This window comes from Glaciecola sp. G7-5 (genome assembly GCF_055808975.1).
Map to the genome: position 1 here is coordinate 526,548 of NZ_CM147892.1, position 15,982 is coordinate 542,529.

Consider the following 15,982-nt stretch of genomic DNA (forward strand, 5'->3'; position numbering starts at 1 on the left):
TTAATTCATTTTTCTATGCAGGATCTTTGAAAAATGCAGTAGAAAAACGGAGAAGTACATGACCTTTAGTTTAGCTCAAACAGCTAGTGCAGAAACCACACTAAAAGCACCTGCTGAAGCAGATCAGAACCTGCGGGATATCACTGAACTGGCGTGTTATATCTGTGATGCACCAGTGGCTATGGTGACGCGAACCGATGACACAAAGCTGAATCTAATTGCAAAAGTTGGTATTTCGCGTACCTCTGTATTAATTAAAGAGTCCTTTTGCGTGTATGCAATGGAAACACCTGATGCGGTAATGGTGGTCCCTGACGCTACTTTAGATCACAGATTCAGTACCAATGCTATGGTGATTTCAGGACCTGGCTACCGATTTTATGCTGGCTCGCCGCTGATTGATCCCGAAGGTGCAGTGATTGGTACTATTTGTGTCTATGATCATGTTCCTAAGCAGCTGAACCAGCGGCAGATAAGCTCTTTGCAGGCTCTGTCCAGACAAGTGATCGCCATACTGGAGCTGAAAAAAGTCGGCGAACAATTACATAATACCAGCATGACGGATGCGCTGACAGGGGTGAACAACAGAAGAGCTTTTGACCTCAAGTTTGAAGCTGAATTTGCTCGCTGGCAAAGAACAGGACAATCTTTTGTACTGGCATTGATTGATATTGATCACTTTAAGAGTTTTAACGACAGCTATGGTCATGCCGCAGGAGATGAGGCACTGAGTCAAGTCGCGGCTCTGTTTCAGCGCCATAGCAGGAACTATGACTTTTTCGCCCGTTATGGTGGTGAAGAGTTTGTGCTGATCCTGCCAGGCACAGACACAGCGTCCGCAAATAAAACACTGGAAAAGTTAAGGCTGGTAGTGGCTAACCATGAGTGGTTATTACGACAATTAACGGTCAGCATAGGTTTGGCCAGCGCTGATTTATTTGACGACAAAAAGCAGTTGCTCGAAGTCGCCGATCAGATGTTATACAAAGCTAAAACCCAAGGCCGCAATCAAACCAGTGTGTTCGCCACACTGTAAGAGATCTGTTCATGCTGCGCTGATCTCAAGACCTCATAAAAACTGAGGTCTTGCTTCGGTCGATAAGCTGGTCTGATATTGGCATTATTTATTCCTTTCAAATACATGGGTAATGCGACTTACACAGATTTTTTATGCTCTCTTGGACTCCATGTGAAGGAGATCGTCACATTCTTTACATATAGAAAATAGAGTTCTTTAGCCAGCTGCAATTTCAGATTAACCGATTCGGTAAGCTTTCTGCATTTCCGGAGACAACTTTTTTAGCCAGCTTGAGAGACTGAAGCCTTTTCTATCGGTACTATTTAATTTAGTAAAATACAGATGTTCATCCCAGCGAGGACCGAAATCTACTTCTGCAAGACTTACAAGCTGTTTGTTTCTGCGAAGACGATGCTTTTGATGGTAATCTTCGGCGGGCCAAAAATAACCATTTTGTTCTCCGGCCTCAATCACCTCGGGAGATTTCTCCTTTCCAATCGCTTGAATCAGTTCTTCAGCTACTTGTTTTTGCTCCAGATCAAAAACAAAAAGTATCTGGCGATACTGGCCCTGCTTTCTACCATGAACAGACCATGATTCAAAACTTCCAAGAAGTTCCCTGTAGCTGATTTGGTCTTTATCGTAGATCACTCTGACGACTTCGGCGTGTCCGTTGATGTTGCGGTAACTCGGATCCAGAGTTGATGCTCCAGCGTAGCCAACACGTGTTTGCACTACTCCCTGCGTCCCTCCAAAATTAGAATCCGGTCCCCAAAAGCAACCCATGCCGAAAACCGTTTGACTAAGCTTCCCGATTTTCAATGCTTCTTCGATTGCTTCAGGGGTTGCAAATTCATAGCTTTCAACACCGTCTTCTTTATTCATTTTTAGATCCGACATATTTTTCACCTAACTTTCAAAAATTGAAGCCACTCCCATTCCTCACGCCGTGCAAACGACGATAAGACCACGTTTTCCAACACCAGCTTGATGAAGTATCTTTGCTAAAACTCCGCAGCATGTTTCTTGGTAACACAACTGCGGAAAATTGCTGTAATCATTGATCTTACTGCTTATTAAGTTATTAATAATTCTAAAAAACTCATTATTTCATTGAAGCTTCCAACCACCTGTCAAGGTCCTTGAACTTGGGGTTTCTCAGCTTCTTTGTCCCAACCACTATTGTCGGGAAATTCAGCTTTCCGTTCGAATAGAGGGAGCACAGTTCATCAGCAGCCGCGTCGTCTTCATGAACATCCAAAAAAACAAACTGGCTCCCTTTTTCTTGCAAGTACGAATGGTAAATCTTGGTTTTATGGCAGTCTTTATGACCGAACAGCTTAATCAACACGAACGGCTCCTTTTTTCAAAAGGTTCACTTTCATAAACCCCCTCGATTTAAAAATTATTCTACAAACTTCAATGACTCCGAGTTAATACAGAATCGGACCCCTGATGGCTCAGGACCGTCTGGAAAAGCGTGCCCCAGATGGGCTTCGCACACATTGCATAGCACTTCGATTCTGCGCCCGAAGGTCGTATCCAGTTCATATTGAATTACGTTGTCTGCGACTGGCTCAGAAAAACTCGGCCATCCCGTTCCCGAATCGAACTTTAGGTTCGAGTCAAAGAGTTCGGTGTCGCAGCCCACACAGGCGTACCTTCCAGCTTCATAAAATGAACAGAGTTCTCCGGTGTGCGCGCGTTCGGTGCCTTTCATCCGCATGACCCGAAATTGCGCTGGCGTCAGAATTTCTTTCCACTCTTCCTCGCTCTTTTCTACTTTTTTGGGAGGCGCGGGAGTGCCGTTATCCAGGTAGTTGTAAATGCTTTTCCAATTGAACATATATTTGCTCCTTTATTTTAGGGTTCACTCTTTAGCTATCAATCCACGAGAAGAAGTCTGTAGCACTACCAATGAATTCTCCATCCACAAAAACTTGCGGTACAGTTTGGAGATTTGTTCTTTCCTTCAACTCCAGGTAAGTCTTCGGATCGTCGTCTACGCGAATTTGTTTGAAATCGACCTTTTCAGCAGTTAGGTAATTCTTCACGCGTGCGCAAAATGGACAATGGTCTTTCGTATAAATAACAACATTCTTAAGTGCTTTCATTTTTTCCTCGTTCATTTGGTTCATGATTTAGTCTCTTTCAAAATGGCAAGAGTATCCGCTGGGATTCCTCTGCAAATAGTTTTGGTGATATGCCTCAGCGTCGTAGAATTCTTTTTCCAGGGTGACGGTCGTGACCACTTCATTCTCGAAGCGACCGATCTCATTGACCTCATCAATCACGTTTTCGATAATCGCTTTCTGTGCATCGTCACGATAGAACGCTGCCGAGCGATACGAAGTGCCAACATCATTTCCTTGGCGATTCTTCGTAGTCGGATCATGGATTTTGAAAAAGTAATGTAGAATCTCTTCGAGAGATATTTCGTCTTGGTCGTATTCCACGCGAACCGCTTCGGCGTGCCCCGTTTTCCCTGTTATAATATCGGCGTAGGTAGGATCATCAAAATCTCCGCCAGAGTAGCCCACCTTCGTTGACGTCACACCGTCCAGACTCCTAAGGAGGTCTTCGAGACCCCAAAAACACCCTCCGGCAACGATCACATAATCTAGTTTCATAAAGCCTCCTTAGTTTTCATCCACTTACTGATTAGACTGACTTTACAGCATGTAAAATAGATATAATATGTTCAATAGTTCGTATAACATGACCTATTGGACAGTTTACGTAGGAGCTATATATGGATGTTCTCAGTGAAATTTTAGATAAGGTAGAGCTTACTAGCAGCTACTGGTATAGAACCTCATTTGCGGGAGACTGGGGCATCAGCCTCCCGCAGGAAGAGAATCTAGCGAGATTTCACATCGTGACTCATGGCGAGTTTTGGTATGAGGTGCCAAAACTTAAACTTAAAGCATTGGCGGAGCAGGGCGATATTTTGATCTTTTTCAAAGGGATGGAGCACACCATGGCCAGTGCACCAAAAATCAAGGCCGAGCCTGCGGTCGAATTTAGAGCTAAAGCCAACCTCACCGAAGCTCAAGTTTTGGAATACGGTGATCAGAGCAAGCTCAAAGCCAACGTCGTTTGCGGACATTTTTGTTTTAATGGCGGACCCGATCATCCATTCTTAAATTCGCTGCCAAATGTCGTGCATATCAAGAGTGCTGATAACTCCCACTCGCCTTGGCTTGCCATGCTTTTAAGTATTATAGAGCAGGAAGCAAAATCAGGACTTCCTGGAAGCAACACGTTAGTCAGAAAGCTGACCGAAATTATCTTCGTGCAAGCGTTAAGAATCCACATGTACAAATCCAATAAAAATGCTGGATTCTTCAAACTGATCGAAAATCCGCAACTCAGCAAAACCTTGGAAGCTATTCATCATAGTCTCGATAAAAAATGGGGTCTTGACGATCTCGCCGGGATTGCGGGGATGTCGCGTACGAACTACAGCGTCAAATTTAAGGAGCTGTCAGGCATGACACCTCTTGATTATTTAACCTATTGTCGGCTTGAAAAAGCAAAGCAGCTGCTTAAAGAATCCGGTAAGTCTGTTCCCGAAGTGAGTGAAGCCATTGGGTATCCGGCACATGAACACTTTCAAAAGTTGTTTAAGAAAAAAATTGGCAAAACTCCTAGCGCGTACAGAAAAGAAAATTCTGAAAAGGTGTAAAAATGAATATCTATAACTCTCCTGTTACCAAAATAGCTTTCTGGGTCATAGTCATTGGTGGTGCGGCTTGCCTGCTTATCCCTTTGTTTGCACCTCTTCTTCCGCTGCAATATTTGAAAGGGTATGGCGAAATAGGTGATGCTTTGGGAGGTATTTCAAGCCCATTCGTACAAATTTTGGGTTCAGTGGTCCTCTTTCTAGCGCTGAAAGCCCAGATTGACGCTAATGGCTTTCTCCAGCAGCAAATCGAAAAGGAGTACACTAAGGAGCAATTGAGGCATGAGTTGAATCAGCTTCACGAACTTTATATGTTCGTGGAAAGAAACATTAAAAATTTTAGCTATGATCAGGAAAAGACCGTTGATGGCAAGTCGCAAAATATCCTTCTGCATTCTAGGCGAGCGATTAAATGTTTCATTGAGGACCTAGAGGGGTTGAACGTTGATATTCACAAAGATGACGACATTTTAATGTTTGACGGGGTTAAAGAAATCATGAGTATTTTGAACAGCGTTGACCTATATTTCGACAAAATTAAAGACAGCGAAATTGCACCTTATCACAAGAATTTTTATAAAACACTAATGCAGCACGAACTTCTCTTCAGCGTTTTTCCTTACCAAGATCTCGACAATCAAGCGCACCTAAAGCAAGAAACTTGCCCAGAGTGCGGTGAATATCATGCAAACTATCCACCTCTGATTTATGACCGGCTACAGGAAATTAAGAAAAGTTTCTTCTGATGAATTGCTAGAATACTGCATATTCATTCAGTATCGGAGCCTGCAAAAAAACATTTAAAGAAACAGTAGGACGTGCATGTGCCTAGCTGCCAGCTAAAGTAGCTTCAATTTGTGCATAACCGGCATAGCCATCCACTTGCAGAGAGCCGTTGAAACACCATCAGCTAACTGTTTTACTAATTGTATGCACGTTAATTAGCATTAACGGACATGACTTAAGAAATATTTATGACCCGAAACAACTTTTTTATCTTGTCATTGCAAAATTTGTCGACAAACACCTAGTCTAACAAAGACCATGTGTGTTAGACCTTCTATCTTTCGCTTTGAAGGTAATGATAACCAAAAATTAAGCAAGGCCGACAATAGTCCACCAATTATTGCTCAATCACTGGTGCACGGCGAGATCGCGAACGAATTTTAAGCGACTATGATCATTTAGCCCGATTTGACGATCTGATTTAGCTGTGATCTTAAACTCCCTTTTGGGAGTCCAACTATGACAATCGATGTATTTGCCCAGTACTTCGCTGATGTAAAAGACCCACGCCAAACGGCTAAATTAAGCTACCCCCTTTACGACGTATTGTTCTTATCTATTTGCGCCATCATCACGGGTTGTGAAGGCTGGGAGGATATTGAAGATTTTGGTAAAGCAAGGCTAAGCTGGCTTCAGGGCTTAGGTTTATTCAAAGAAGGGTTACCCGTGCACGATACGATAGCTCGCATTATTTCAAGGATAGAGCCCAGCGCATTGCAGTCCAGCTTTATACGTTGGATGCAAGAGGTGGTAAAACTGAGCGAGGGTGAAGTGGTCGCGGTGGATGGTAAACGCTTGCGCAGCTCCTATGCTCGCCATGATCGTCAATCTGCAATTCACATGGTCAGCGCTTTTGCTACCGCAAATGGCGTGGTTATGGGGCAGATTAAGACAGACGCGAAGTCAAATGAAATCACCGCCATTCCTGATTTGCTCAATTTGTTAGATATTAAAGGCTGCCTTATCACCATTGATGCGATGGGTTGCCAACACAAAATAACCAAGACAATCGTCGATAAAGGGGCGGATTACCTGATTGCGGTCAAGGGCAACCAGAAGCGGTTGTATGAAAGCATCAAGGCGGCATTCGCCTCTGTGGATACAGCCACTGGGCTCCATATTGAGAAAGGGCATGGCCGTGTTGAAGCGCGGGAATATCATGTGCAAGACGCAGGAGATTTCGCCGAGGCATACCCTGATTAGGCAAATTTAACCTGTATTGGTATGGCGATAAACTACCAGAATGATGGTAAAAAGGCGTCACTGGAATACCGCTATTACATCAGCTCTACAAAGCTAACGACAGAGCAATTTGGTAAAGCGGCACGCGGACATTGGGGTATCGAAAATAACCTACATTGGGTCTTGGATACTGCGATGAGAGAGGATAACTGTCAGATATACCGTGGCGACGGAGCAGAGAATATTGCCCGTTTACGGCACATCGGGGTTAACATGATAAAGATCGATACCAGCAGAAAAGCCAGTGTTAGGCGTAAACAACGTATGGCCGCAATGGATACTGACTACCTTGAGGCTATATTTTTAGCGGGGTGCAACTCAATTGAGTGATAATTAAACATTTATGCTCTTGCCGTGATCGCTGTTGTCATATGAAAAACAAGTATGTATCTGTTCAAATCAGCTATCTGCAAGGAATAACGATTGCAATCCTCGAGGATATATTTTAGTTTTTAAAAACTCCTACATGTGCGCATCCATTCCCAAGGCAATCTAAATGAATAAAAAACAAAGACCTGTATTTCTTAACCTGCTAAAAATAAAAGCTCCTATCACGGCATATGAATCATTTACACACAGAGTAACTGGGGTGTTCTTAATACTATTCCTTCCCCTTGTCATGTACATGTTTGTTATCAGTTTACAGTCAGAAGACAGTTTTCAACTAGCAACCAACTACTTTGAAAACTGGTTTGTAAGGGTCATATTTTGGGGTGGTTTAACAGCGCTAAGCTTTCATGCTATTTCAGGCGTAAATCATATGCTACGCGATCTTGGATTTGGCAAAGAATTAGACTCGGCTTCTAAAATGTCCGCGGTTGTAATATTACTTACAGCAATTAGTAGTGTTATTTTGGCAATATACTTGTTTAGCTAATCAAAAAAGGCAATTTATAGTAATTTTTTGGATCGGAATGGCATTCAGGTTGTAACTGTTGAATTGAAGATTAGATTGATCCAATTTGGGATAACATTTGCGTTGTAGAGTCACCCCTTTTAATCATTGAAAGTTGGCCTCCTAGCAAGCTCTAGAAGATTTTGAAGCGGCTCTTAATTAACTGCAAATGGGGGATCACTTTTAGGTCTTAATTAACTAACAAGCCCATAAACTAGCTGCGCTGGGGAAGTTACTTGCAGCCTTTTATCTCTAGCGCTTCCATTAAAGCCTGCAAGTAATAGTCCGTTATGGGGGAGTTTTGTGTTTTTGAGGTTATTGCAATAACTGTCAATCAGCCTCACGGTAAGTAATCCATTTTCAGAGGTGAGTCTTATGATTAGTTGTAGTGAATATGATTATATTGAAATAGTTTGTTTGTTCCGTTATCCGGTTAAATTAACGATGAAAGTGGGCGAATCTATAAAAGGTGTTGCTATTGATGTATTGCGTAATCACAGTCGTAACGAGTGCATCAAGCTGAATACTAACGAAACGGACATACTGATTGAATTGGATGGAATATATAAACTAGAAGTATTAATTAATAATCCACATTTTACTGAGGTTATTTTTAAATAATAATGTTTTAGTGAGCAAGTGTTATCAGTAGTGATTGAAGTGGCAAAAAAATTGCGGATTGCAGTAAATAAGTCCTCTCAATATTTAGAACAAAACACATACAAAGTATTTAAGTCGTAGCAAAAACAGTTGGTGATGTCTCGTACCTCAACACGGTCGTTATTTTGCTCATACTTTCGTCAAGGCTCACTCAACATCATAAAATACCATCTTGGGGTTCTAGGGATTTTCCCCTCTAAAGTAACATAAATCGCTACAAACCTCGCCGTTAATGGCTTGTGGAGCTGGGTTACCTTTCATTTTAGACTTCATTTTCAACAATAGGCCTAGTTATTTCCTGTAAATCAGGTAGTTTGCGGTTACTAGCGAACTGATAAGTGCCGCTCAGATTAATATTCTGCCATGCAACGGGTGATACTTGTCGAGTTATTGCTGCTTTTTCCTCGTCACCAACTTCTTCAAAGTGCAATAAGTGCAGACTTTCTTCCCATTTCTGATAGTTTAGTAACCTCAGTATTCTTTGATAAATACGGTCACGCTGCATCTTATTTATGCTGAAAGGCCTGATCCCTTTGCCTCCTTGAACTTGCGTTGAAATAAACTGCATATCGTCAAAGATGAGGTTAAAGCTAGGTGAAAGAATGACAGGCTTAGACTTAAAATACCCTAATAACGCAATGAAATAGCATCGGTGGCTTCTTAGGCGAATGCTTTTCGACTCTGTTAACTCGATCTCGTTTGGCGTAAAATACAATCGTTGTTGTTCAAGTGATAATAGCGGCGGAGAATATAGATCAAGCTGCTCAGCTTTGGTAAGAATTGAGAGTTCGTTTTTTATAGCCATAGGAATTACGTTAAGTTTAAGGGGTTGTTAACCTCATAATTTGCCATACTTTGGAGAAGTAACCCACCTTTGTAAGCCTTTAAATATAATGAGTATGGCGGTTTATGTTACTTTAGAGGGGAAAATCCCTAGAACCCCTAACTGGAAGAAAATGCGTTTGGCCACTGAGTTTGAATGGGAAGTCGCCTCAAGCCAGTTTACGTGGGGCCAGCGCTGGGAATGGACCTCATCGGCGTATTTAGCCTATCCGGGCTTTAAAGTGAGTGATGGTGCCGTGGGGGAGTACAACGGTAAATTTATGGTGAATCAAATGGTGTTACGTGGTGCGTCTGTTGCCAGCGCAGAACAGCATTCGAGATCCACGTACCGAAACTTTTTTCAGCCACATTTTCAGTGGCAATATTCTGGTATCCGCTTAGTTAAATAAGCAGGTCAGCTTAAATGATAACCAAGAGACAAATAAGATGATTGAAGAGTTCGCGAATAACGTCGATGCTGGCTTGAGTCAAAGTGAAAAAACGCTTCCGTCTAAATATTTTTATGATAAAAAAGGCGACGCGCTTTTTGTGCAGATCATGAAGATGCCCGAGTATTATTTAACCCGCTGCGAAATGGAAATATTTAGCACGCAAACCTTGGCTCTCATCGAGTCATTCCAAGCGGATAAAAACGTTTATTTTGAGTTAATTGAACTCGGTGCCGGGGACGGTAGTAAAACGCGTAAACTGCTTGCAGCCCTAAGTGATGAAGGGTATCAATTTGATTACATGCCAGTTGATATTTCTCAAAATGCATTAGATCAACTCGAAAAATCATTACAGCAAGCCTTGCCCCACGTATCTGTTATACCAAAACATGGTGATTATTTTGATATGTTGGGCTCGGTAAAAGACAGTCATCATCCCAAAATTGTACTGTTTCTAGGTTCAAATATTGGCAATATGTCAGACGCCATCGCCAGTGATTTTCTTTATCAACTGGGCGCCAATTTAAGCAAAAATGACAAACTGTTACTGGGCACAGATTTGATTAAACCGGCTGATATTGTCTTGCCAGCTTATAACGATGAAAGCGGTATCACGCGTTCGTTTAATATCAACCTTTTGCATCGTATGAATGCTGAGCTGGGGGCCAATTTTGACCCGGGTGGATTTGCACATGCGCCTGAGTACGATGAAAACGAAGGCATAGCTAAAAGCTATTTATTGAGTGGATGCGATCAATCCGTCGACATTAATGCCATCGGAAAAACCTATCATTTTCACGCCGGTGAAAAAATCCACACCGAAATTTCGCGTAAATATAATGATGAGATTGTCTGTGGGTTGTTACAGCAAACTGACTTTTCAATCGCGGCCAAGTTTACCGATAAGAATCATTACTTCGCAGATTATTTGTTGAACAGAAATTGATACATATCGTCTATTTCTGTTCAACAAATCTGGCAAACGTATTTGCATAGGGTACTTGTTATCCCTATAAAAAAGCTTCGTTGCCTGCCATAAATTACTATTTTAAGGCGTTTAGCGAAACGTTATTCATGGGGCGATTCGCTAGCTTCTTTATTGTCGGCTGATTTATTTTGGCCGCCAGACATAGGCTCTATTTCAAGCACAGGATATCCACGAACATAGGAGTAATCTGTGTCTTTTGCCGGTACATGGCAGCCTAAACAATCGGTTTTATAGTCGGTGGTTTGCAGTTTGGGTTTATCACCTGCGGCATAAAATGCCCAGCCCCAACCATCCCCCCACAACTTACTTTCTGGGAATCGACCTTTGCTATCTTTAATCCAAACAAACCAACCTTTGGTTTTGGTCGCATAGGAAATGCGTCCAGTGGTTAAGTTCTCTGTGTCTGTCTCAAGCACTTCTTTTACGAGTATTGCTGCATCAGGGTACGCATTATTTTGTTGATAGTATTCAACTGTGCCTGGGCTGGCATAAACAGTATGCATTTCATGGGAGCCATTTTTATCCGCTGCAAGACCGGAAAAAGCACCAAGAAACTCCCAACTCCTGAAGTTTTCTGGTAACTGTGGTATCCCATCATCGTCAACTACATCGTCCAGTGTAACGGCACTGGAAGCAGCTGTACATAGGGCAAAAATAGTTGCGATTAAGGTGGTGCGTAAAGTGAATATAGCCATGCTATGAGCCTTTATTTTATTTTTGAACGTTCATACCAATATAAACTCACTTCTCTACTTTATAAAGTTATTTTGGTATATTTATATAAAAACTAATTAAGAGTCGTAAAATCAATGGCCAGACCTAGAAAGTTTGATGAACAAACCGTGCTCAGCGGCGCAATGCTGGTTTTCTGGCAAAAAGGCTACGCGGCTACGTCCACTGAAGATTTAGAGCAAGCTACGCTAATTCGTCGTGGTAGCTTGTACAATGCCTATACCGATAAGCGAACACTTTTTTTAAAGCGCTTGAACACTATGGCCACAAAGAAATTACCGAGGTGGTGAGCATTATGACAAGCGCTAAAAGTCTCGTTACCGGATACCAACAGGTTTTAGACAAAGCTATCGCCCACGCAAGTACCGATGATAGCACCTCAAGGGGATGTCTCCTTTGTGATGCCGCCAGTGAGCTGGGCGGGAAAGATAAGCTTGTCGCTGAAAAAGTGAATGAGTTGTTTACGCCTATGGCAGACGTTTTTTTAAAGCATTTTTCATCCGCAAAAAAACAGCATAGCGACGACGAACTAACCGCAAAAGCAGATGCCATTATGGGGTTCTGGGGATTTCCCCCTCTAAAAAGACATAATCCTCTGTAGACCACACTAATAAATGGCTGTGGAGGTAGGTTACTACTTATAAGTGTGGCAAATTAGGTAGATATCGTACATTTTAATACGGAACAGCCCTGATATGGCCATCAAAAACGAAATTTCTATTCTCACGAGAGCAGAACAGGCAGATCTTTATTCCCCACCCATTTTTTCAATCGAAGAACAACGTCTGTATTTTTCTCTGAACGATGGGGAATTGGCAGTTTTTCGGTCAATTCGTCTCAGAGCTCATAGATGTTACTTTGTCGCGATTTTGGGATACTTTAAATCAAAGCCCGTCATCCTAGATATCGCTTACTCGCAGGTTTCTAAGGATTTAATGTTCATCAGTAAAGAGCTGCTTGGCGGCAAGGGGCTCAGACCATTCACTCCCTCACAAAAACAAAAAGATCGACTCTACGCAAAAGTATTAGACCTTGCTGGTTATCACAAATGGGACGAAAGTCAGCACTTCAATTCTCTTTTCGACCACCTTGTTCAGGTGGGCAATGCCTGGCTGGAGCCGCGTTACCTCTTTGATACTGCTATTGAATTCCTAGCCAGTCACAGCATTGCTATCCCCAGGTATACCGTACTCCAGAGACTGATAAGCAGAACAATGCAGCAGGTCAGAAAAGACCTGGCGCACCAACTTAATCAACTCACCAGTCCTGAACTTCACGTCTTTCTGGACAGCATAACAGCCATTGATGACGGACTAAGCCTGAACCAGCTCAGAGGCGGTGCAAAAAGTCTGACCGTACCTGAGCTTAAAAAAGAGCTTGCCCTTTATCATCAGTTAGCGCCATGGCGCACGCAAATCAATGGCGTTATCGATGGGCTTAATCTGTCTCTTAAAAATCGACAACACTTCGGTGAGCTCATCAACTATTACGGCAGTAAACTCAAACGATTCAAACGCGCACAGCAGCATCTATGGTTGCTATGTCACCTGACAGAGCGGATACAACTGGCACTGGAACGGTTAACTGATGGGTTCATTTACCATATCCGCAAGCAACAAGAAGCTGCCAACACCTTTGCACAACAAGCAGTGTTCCTGTCCTGGCAGTCAGCCGCGGACAATGTCACAAAAGCGGCAGAGTTACTGCATCTGTTTGTGGATGAGAACATTGATGATAATCAACCCTTCTCAGTAGTCAGACAACAGGCATTGAAGGTCATGAATGACAGGGATATCCAGACCCTCTGCCTTTACCTGAAAAAACAGAAACGGACCGTGGAAGAGTACCAGTGGCAACATTACGATGAACAATGCAATCTCCTGAAGCAACTGTTAAGGCAGGTGTTCTTGTGCCTTGATTGTGAGGCCGGTAAAGGCTCAGAAGCCGTCGTCGCCCAACTTCAACAGATTCAGACGGAAATCGCATCCGGTGGACCACTGAAGACGATGGATACGTCGCTCATCCCGAAAAAGCACCTCCCATGGTTGGTTAAACAGGATAACGTTAACCCGCAACGTTACGAATGGCTGCTCTACCGCCAGTTGACTTCGCGACTGAACGGACGCATTTATTTGCCAAATGTTACCAAATACCGCGCACTGGAAGACGACCTGATCCCCCAGACATCGCAGGATACCTTGCTGGCCTCATCAACACTGGACAGACTAAAACAGCCCGCAGAGTTATTGTTACAGGAGCAACAACACCGGCTGGAAAGTGCGCTCAAAGACGTTGCTCTCCATATTGATGAGGGAGACAATCGAAATGTGATCATGAAAAATCGTACCGGTACCCGCTGGCGTCTGCCGACCAAAAGCGCTACATCTCTGGTCAACAATCCCTTTTTTAAGCGAATGCAACCGGTCGATATCGCGGATGTACTGCGGTATGTAGAGCGCGAAACCGGGTTCATGAAATGTCTGACTCATGTACTTCCGATACAAAAACAAGGGTTCACTCATCAGGATGATTTACTGGCCATTCTGATTGCCAACGCCACTCACCGTGGTGTGTATGGCATGGCGCAGATCTCCGATCGAAGCTATGAACACCTGAGTACGGTGCAGGCCAACTATATCCGGCCTGAAACGCTGCATGATGCCAGCGATGTGATCAATAATGCGGTTGCAGCGCTACCCATCTTCCGCCACTACCATATTCAGGAGGACCAGTTGCATGCCAGTGCGGATGGTCAGAAATTCGAAACCCATCTGGAAACCTTTAAAACCCGGTACTCCTCTAAGTATTTCGGCACCAATAAAGGGATCACGGCCATGACACTGGTGGCCAACCACAGCGCCCTCAATGCTCGGATCATCGGTTCCAACGAGCACGAATCACACTATATTTATGACCTGTTACAATCCAACAGCAGTGAAATCAAACCTGACGTACTCTCGACAGATACACACGGTGTCAATCATGTTAACTTCGCCTTACTGGATCTATGCGGTTACAGTTTTGCACCGCGATACGCGCAGTTCAGTAGTGTCATCAATGATCTGTTTGACGTAACTGAAAATGAACACGGCGGCACCAACCTTGCCCTGAAAAAGCCCATCAGGACGAATGTCATCGAAACGGGATGGCAGGATATTAGGCGCATTGTTCTGTCACTTCAGACAAAGCGAACGACACAGGCAATGCTGGTAAGAAAGTTGTCTGGTTATCCTTCGGGGCACCCGACATTACAGGCGCTGACGGAGTATAATCGACTGGTCAAAGCGCAATATTTACTGGATTACATAGACAATGCCAGTTTGCGGCAGTACGTTCAGCGTGCCCTTAACCGGGGAGAAGCGTGGCACTTCCTGAGACGGGCTATTGCGTCGGTGAATGGCGATCAGTTCCGAGGCAAAAACGAGAGTGAAATCGCTATCTGGAATGAATGTGCAAGATTGCTTGCCAACGCGATCATCTACTTCAACTCCGCGATACTGAGTCATCTGCTGGGACACTTTGAAGCGAGAGGAGATGAAGAGAAAGCGGGTATCACTCGTGCTGTTTCGCCCGTTGCGTGGCAAAATATCAACTTAAGCGGAACGTATAACTTCACTAATACTGGGAAATTGCCCAATATTGGCGAAATAACAAGGCCGATAGTGGATGATTAGGCTCCAAGCTGAAAGTAAACCACCTCCGCAGCCATTTATTGGTGTGGTCTACAGAGGATTATGTCTTTTTAGAGGGGAAAATCCCTAGAACCCCATTCAGGCACACAAGGCCAAAAAGAAGCTCAAGAAAATGTTGAGCAGCAAGTCCTGGAATATGGAGGGCTTTCACGCGAACTCAGATATAGCGGTAAATGCGTATGTATATGACCCCTTCGATAGCGAGCAAATCGCATTGGCGGGTTTTACTGAACAAGATCTGGTTAGGCTCAAACAGATAAAGGAGCCAATTGAGGCGGTTTGTGGTGCCGTTGATCTACAGTTCAAGCGGTATGTGAACGCCTCTGGTGTAGCAATCCGGAAGCGGGTTGAAGAGCTGGGCGTGCTGATTGGTATTTATATGGTTAACACGACCAGCTATCAAACACTGTGCGCCAATGAAAAAGATGGCCACCGGCATTTCATTATCCTGCTCTACCGGAACCGTTATACGAATGAATGCACTCTCCGCCCTTTTGGCTTAGTTAGCCAGGAGCCAATCTTAGAAGCTGAGCTTATTAAGCAATATGCGCAGTCTGTGATCGCGAGGGATGAGGTAGCCAACCCGAGCTATTTTAATTCAAGCCCTGTCGTCCCATTTCGGAGGTAACATGGAATTGAAGATTTTTGAGAATGGCATTCAAAGCCATAACCAAGTGATACACCGCGCACTGTTGAAGAACGGCCTGTATGTTATGCATGAGAAAGGCTACAGCTACACGGTCGGAATGAAAAATATTGGTTCGCCAGATCTGATTCTGTTCGGGCAATCTTCGGAAATAGCTGATGAGATGTTCCAGGTGATTTTTCAAGCTGTTCAAATGGGGCTGTTGATTCTTGATCAGGTGAAAAGCATTGATCATATCTTTGAGCCTCAACCGCAGCTCAAACACTTTTCGGATATGGAAAAGCGTAGGCATTTCTTCGCTGCACGTACTTACTATGGCTCGTGGGATTTCAACGTGCTTAATGTTTCAATGGATTTCCACTAGGAG

Annotated in this window: 18 protein-coding genes and 2 pseudogenes; 13 read left to right on the plus strand and 7 right to left on the minus strand. The window is 43.5% G+C overall.

Annotation, left to right across the window (positions count from 1 at the left end; all coding sequences use genetic code 11):
- The first annotated feature begins 58 nt into the window (after positions 1-58).
- Entirely contained in the window at positions 59-1,036 is a 978-nt protein-coding gene (locus AC0L6H_RS02270; RefSeq protein ID WP_002119794.1) for a sensor domain-containing diguanylate cyclase, read from the plus strand.
- A 219-nt stretch (positions 1,037-1,255) separates the two neighbouring features.
- Here the strand turns inward: AC0L6H_RS02270 and AC0L6H_RS02275 are convergent, their stop codons facing one another.
- The 5 genes from AC0L6H_RS02275 to msrA all read right to left on the minus strand — a co-directional run bounded on the left by AC0L6H_RS02275 (position 1,256) and on the right by msrA (position 3,648).
- Entirely contained in the window at positions 1,256-1,918 is a 663-nt protein-coding gene (locus AC0L6H_RS02275; RefSeq protein ID WP_001281573.1) for a peptide-methionine (S)-S-oxide reductase MsrA, read from the minus strand.
- Positions 1,919-2,123: 205 nt separating this feature from the next.
- On the minus strand, positions 2,124-2,369 hold the full coding sequence (locus AC0L6H_RS02280; RefSeq protein ID WP_011711656.1) for a glutaredoxin family protein: 246 nt from the start codon (positions 2,367-2,369) through the stop codon (positions 2,124-2,126).
- 54 nt (positions 2,370-2,423) lie between these two features.
- Entirely contained in the window at positions 2,424-2,864 is a 441-nt protein-coding gene (gene msrB / locus AC0L6H_RS02285) for a peptide-methionine (R)-S-oxide reductase MsrB (RefSeq protein ID WP_005403705.1), read from the minus strand.
- A gap of 31 nt (positions 2,865-2,895) precedes the next feature.
- On the minus strand, positions 2,896-3,156 hold the full coding sequence (locus tag AC0L6H_RS02290; protein WP_005403706.1) for a glutaredoxin: 261 nt from the start codon (positions 3,154-3,156) through the stop codon (positions 2,896-2,898).
- 3 nt (positions 3,157-3,159) lie between these two features.
- A complete protein-coding gene (msrA, locus tag AC0L6H_RS02295; protein WP_069785042.1) occupies positions 3,160-3,648 on the minus strand; it encodes a peptide-methionine (S)-S-oxide reductase MsrA in 489 nt (162 codons plus the stop codon).
- Positions 3,649-3,770: 122 nt separating this feature from the next.
- Here msrA and AC0L6H_RS02300 point away from each other — a divergent pair, with 122 nt between their 5' ends.
- The 5 genes and pseudogenes from AC0L6H_RS02300 to AC0L6H_RS02320 all read left to right on the plus strand — a co-directional run bounded on the left by AC0L6H_RS02300 (position 3,771) and on the right by AC0L6H_RS02320 (position 8,247).
- On the plus strand, positions 3,771-4,706 hold the full coding sequence (locus AC0L6H_RS02300) for an AraC family transcriptional regulator (protein WP_002123001.1): 936 nt from the start codon (positions 3,771-3,773) through the stop codon (positions 4,704-4,706).
- Between the two features lie 2 nt (positions 4,707-4,708).
- Entirely contained in the window at positions 4,709-5,449 is a 741-nt protein-coding gene (locus AC0L6H_RS02305) for a hypothetical protein (RefSeq protein ID WP_235374311.1), read from the plus strand.
- A gap of 499 nt (positions 5,450-5,948) precedes the next feature.
- A pseudogene (locus AC0L6H_RS02310) lies at positions 5,949-7,061 on the plus strand (ISAs1 family transposase).
- A gap of 166 nt (positions 7,062-7,227) precedes the next feature.
- Complete coding sequence (gene sdhC, locus AC0L6H_RS02315; RefSeq protein WP_069945753.1) at positions 7,228-7,608, plus strand: succinate dehydrogenase, cytochrome b556 subunit; 381 nt, start codon at positions 7,228-7,230, stop codon at positions 7,606-7,608.
- Between the two features lie 393 nt (positions 7,609-8,001).
- Complete coding sequence (locus tag AC0L6H_RS02320; RefSeq protein ID WP_069945752.1) at positions 8,002-8,247, plus strand: Rho-binding antiterminator; 246 nt, start codon at positions 8,002-8,004, stop codon at positions 8,245-8,247.
- Positions 8,248-8,719: 472 nt separating this feature from the next.
- Here the strand turns inward: AC0L6H_RS02320 and AC0L6H_RS02325 are convergent.
- Positions 8,720-9,091, minus strand: a pseudogene (locus AC0L6H_RS02325) (DUF4158 domain-containing protein); the annotation flags it as partial.
- Positions 9,092-9,179: 88 nt separating this feature from the next.
- Here AC0L6H_RS02325 and AC0L6H_RS02330 point away from each other — a divergent pair.
- Together AC0L6H_RS02330 and AC0L6H_RS02335 are read left to right on the plus strand one after the other, a co-directional pair.
- A complete protein-coding gene (locus tag AC0L6H_RS02330) occupies positions 9,180-9,518 on the plus strand; it encodes an SUMF1/EgtB/PvdO family nonheme iron enzyme (protein ID WP_473392336.1) in 339 nt (112 codons plus the stop codon).
- A gap of 37 nt (positions 9,519-9,555) precedes the next feature.
- Positions 9,556-10,503, plus strand: a complete 948-nt coding sequence (locus AC0L6H_RS02335; RefSeq protein ID WP_069949008.1) for an L-histidine N(alpha)-methyltransferase — start codon at positions 9,556-9,558, stop codon at positions 10,501-10,503.
- A 122-nt stretch (positions 10,504-10,625) separates the two neighbouring features.
- Here the strand turns inward: AC0L6H_RS02335 and AC0L6H_RS02340 are convergent, their stop codons facing one another.
- Positions 10,626-11,240 (minus strand): cytochrome P460 family protein, encoded by a 615-nt coding sequence (locus tag AC0L6H_RS02340; protein ID WP_069949007.1) that lies wholly within the window; start codon positions 11,238-11,240, stop codon positions 10,626-10,628.
- A gap of 114 nt (positions 11,241-11,354) precedes the next feature.
- On the opposite strand from AC0L6H_RS02340, the gene AC0L6H_RS02345 reads away from it, so the two are divergent.
- From AC0L6H_RS02345 to AC0L6H_RS02365, 5 genes are all read left to right on the plus strand, one after another.
- Positions 11,355-11,567, plus strand: a complete 213-nt coding sequence (locus AC0L6H_RS02345; RefSeq protein WP_473392338.1) for a TetR/AcrR family transcriptional regulator — start codon at positions 11,355-11,357, stop codon at positions 11,565-11,567.
- 5 nt (positions 11,568-11,572) lie between these two features.
- Positions 11,573-11,878 (plus strand): hypothetical protein, encoded by a 306-nt coding sequence (locus AC0L6H_RS02350; protein WP_473392339.1) that lies wholly within the window; start codon positions 11,573-11,575, stop codon positions 11,876-11,878.
- Between the two features lie 94 nt (positions 11,879-11,972).
- Positions 11,973-14,951: a Tn3-like element ISShfr9 family transposase gene (locus AC0L6H_RS02355; RefSeq protein WP_473392340.1), complete on the plus strand. Its 2,979-nt coding sequence runs from the start codon at positions 11,973-11,975 to the stop codon at positions 14,949-14,951.
- Between the two features lie 130 nt (positions 14,952-15,081).
- Complete coding sequence (locus AC0L6H_RS02360; RefSeq protein ID WP_473392342.1) at positions 15,082-15,597, plus strand: hypothetical protein; 516 nt, start codon at positions 15,082-15,084, stop codon at positions 15,595-15,597.
- A gap of 1 nt (position 15,598) precedes the next feature.
- Positions 15,599-15,979: a DUF4262 domain-containing protein gene (locus tag AC0L6H_RS02365; RefSeq protein ID WP_004748782.1), complete on the plus strand. Its 381-nt coding sequence runs from the start codon at positions 15,599-15,601 to the stop codon at positions 15,977-15,979.
- Positions 15,980-15,982 lie beyond the last annotated feature (3 nt).

Bases quoted from the DNA above. Each gene is read 5' to 3' on its own strand.
- AC0L6H_RS02360 (WP_473392342.1), top strand. From the start codon at position 15,082: ATGTTGAGCAGCAAGTCCTGGAATATGGAGGGCTTTCACGCGAACTCA.
- AC0L6H_RS02290 (WP_005403706.1), bottom strand. From the start codon at position 3,156: ATGAACCAAATGAACGAGGAAAAAATGAAAGCACTTAAGAATGTTGTT.
- sdhC (WP_069945753.1), top strand. From the start codon at position 7,228: ATGAATAAAAAACAAAGACCTGTATTTCTTAACCTGCTAAAAATAAAA.
- AC0L6H_RS02355 (WP_473392340.1), top strand. From the start codon at position 11,973: ATGGCCATCAAAAACGAAATTTCTATTCTCACGAGAGCAGAACAGGCA.
- AC0L6H_RS02345 (WP_473392338.1), top strand. From the start codon at position 11,355: ATGGCCAGACCTAGAAAGTTTGATGAACAAACCGTGCTCAGCGGCGCA.
- msrB (WP_005403705.1), bottom strand. From the start codon at position 2,864: ATGTTCAATTGGAAAAGCATTTACAACTACCTGGATAACGGCACTCCC.
- AC0L6H_RS02350 (WP_473392339.1), top strand. From the start codon at position 11,573: ATGACAAGCGCTAAAAGTCTCGTTACCGGATACCAACAGGTTTTAGAC.
- msrA (WP_069785042.1), bottom strand. From the start codon at position 3,648: ATGAAACTAGATTATGTGATCGTTGCCGGAGGGTGTTTTTGGGGTCTC.
- AC0L6H_RS02270 (WP_002119794.1), top strand. From the start codon at position 59: ATGACCTTTAGTTTAGCTCAAACAGCTAGTGCAGAAACCACACTAAAA.
- AC0L6H_RS02330 (WP_473392336.1), top strand. From the start codon at position 9,180: ATGAGTATGGCGGTTTATGTTACTTTAGAGGGGAAAATCCCTAGAACC.
- AC0L6H_RS02275 (WP_001281573.1), bottom strand. From the start codon at position 1,918: ATGTCGGATCTAAAAATGAATAAAGAAGACGGTGTTGAAAGCTATGAA.
- AC0L6H_RS02365 (WP_004748782.1), top strand. From the start codon at position 15,599: ATGGAATTGAAGATTTTTGAGAATGGCATTCAAAGCCATAACCAAGTG.
- AC0L6H_RS02320 (WP_069945752.1), top strand. From the start codon at position 8,002: ATGATTAGTTGTAGTGAATATGATTATATTGAAATAGTTTGTTTGTTC.
- AC0L6H_RS02340 (WP_069949007.1), bottom strand. From the start codon at position 11,240: ATGGCTATATTCACTTTACGCACCACCTTAATCGCAACTATTTTTGCC.
- AC0L6H_RS02305 (WP_235374311.1), top strand. From the start codon at position 4,709: ATGAATATCTATAACTCTCCTGTTACCAAAATAGCTTTCTGGGTCATA.
- AC0L6H_RS02335 (WP_069949008.1), top strand. From the start codon at position 9,556: ATGATTGAAGAGTTCGCGAATAACGTCGATGCTGGCTTGAGTCAAAGT.
- AC0L6H_RS02300 (WP_002123001.1), top strand. From the start codon at position 3,771: ATGGATGTTCTCAGTGAAATTTTAGATAAGGTAGAGCTTACTAGCAGC.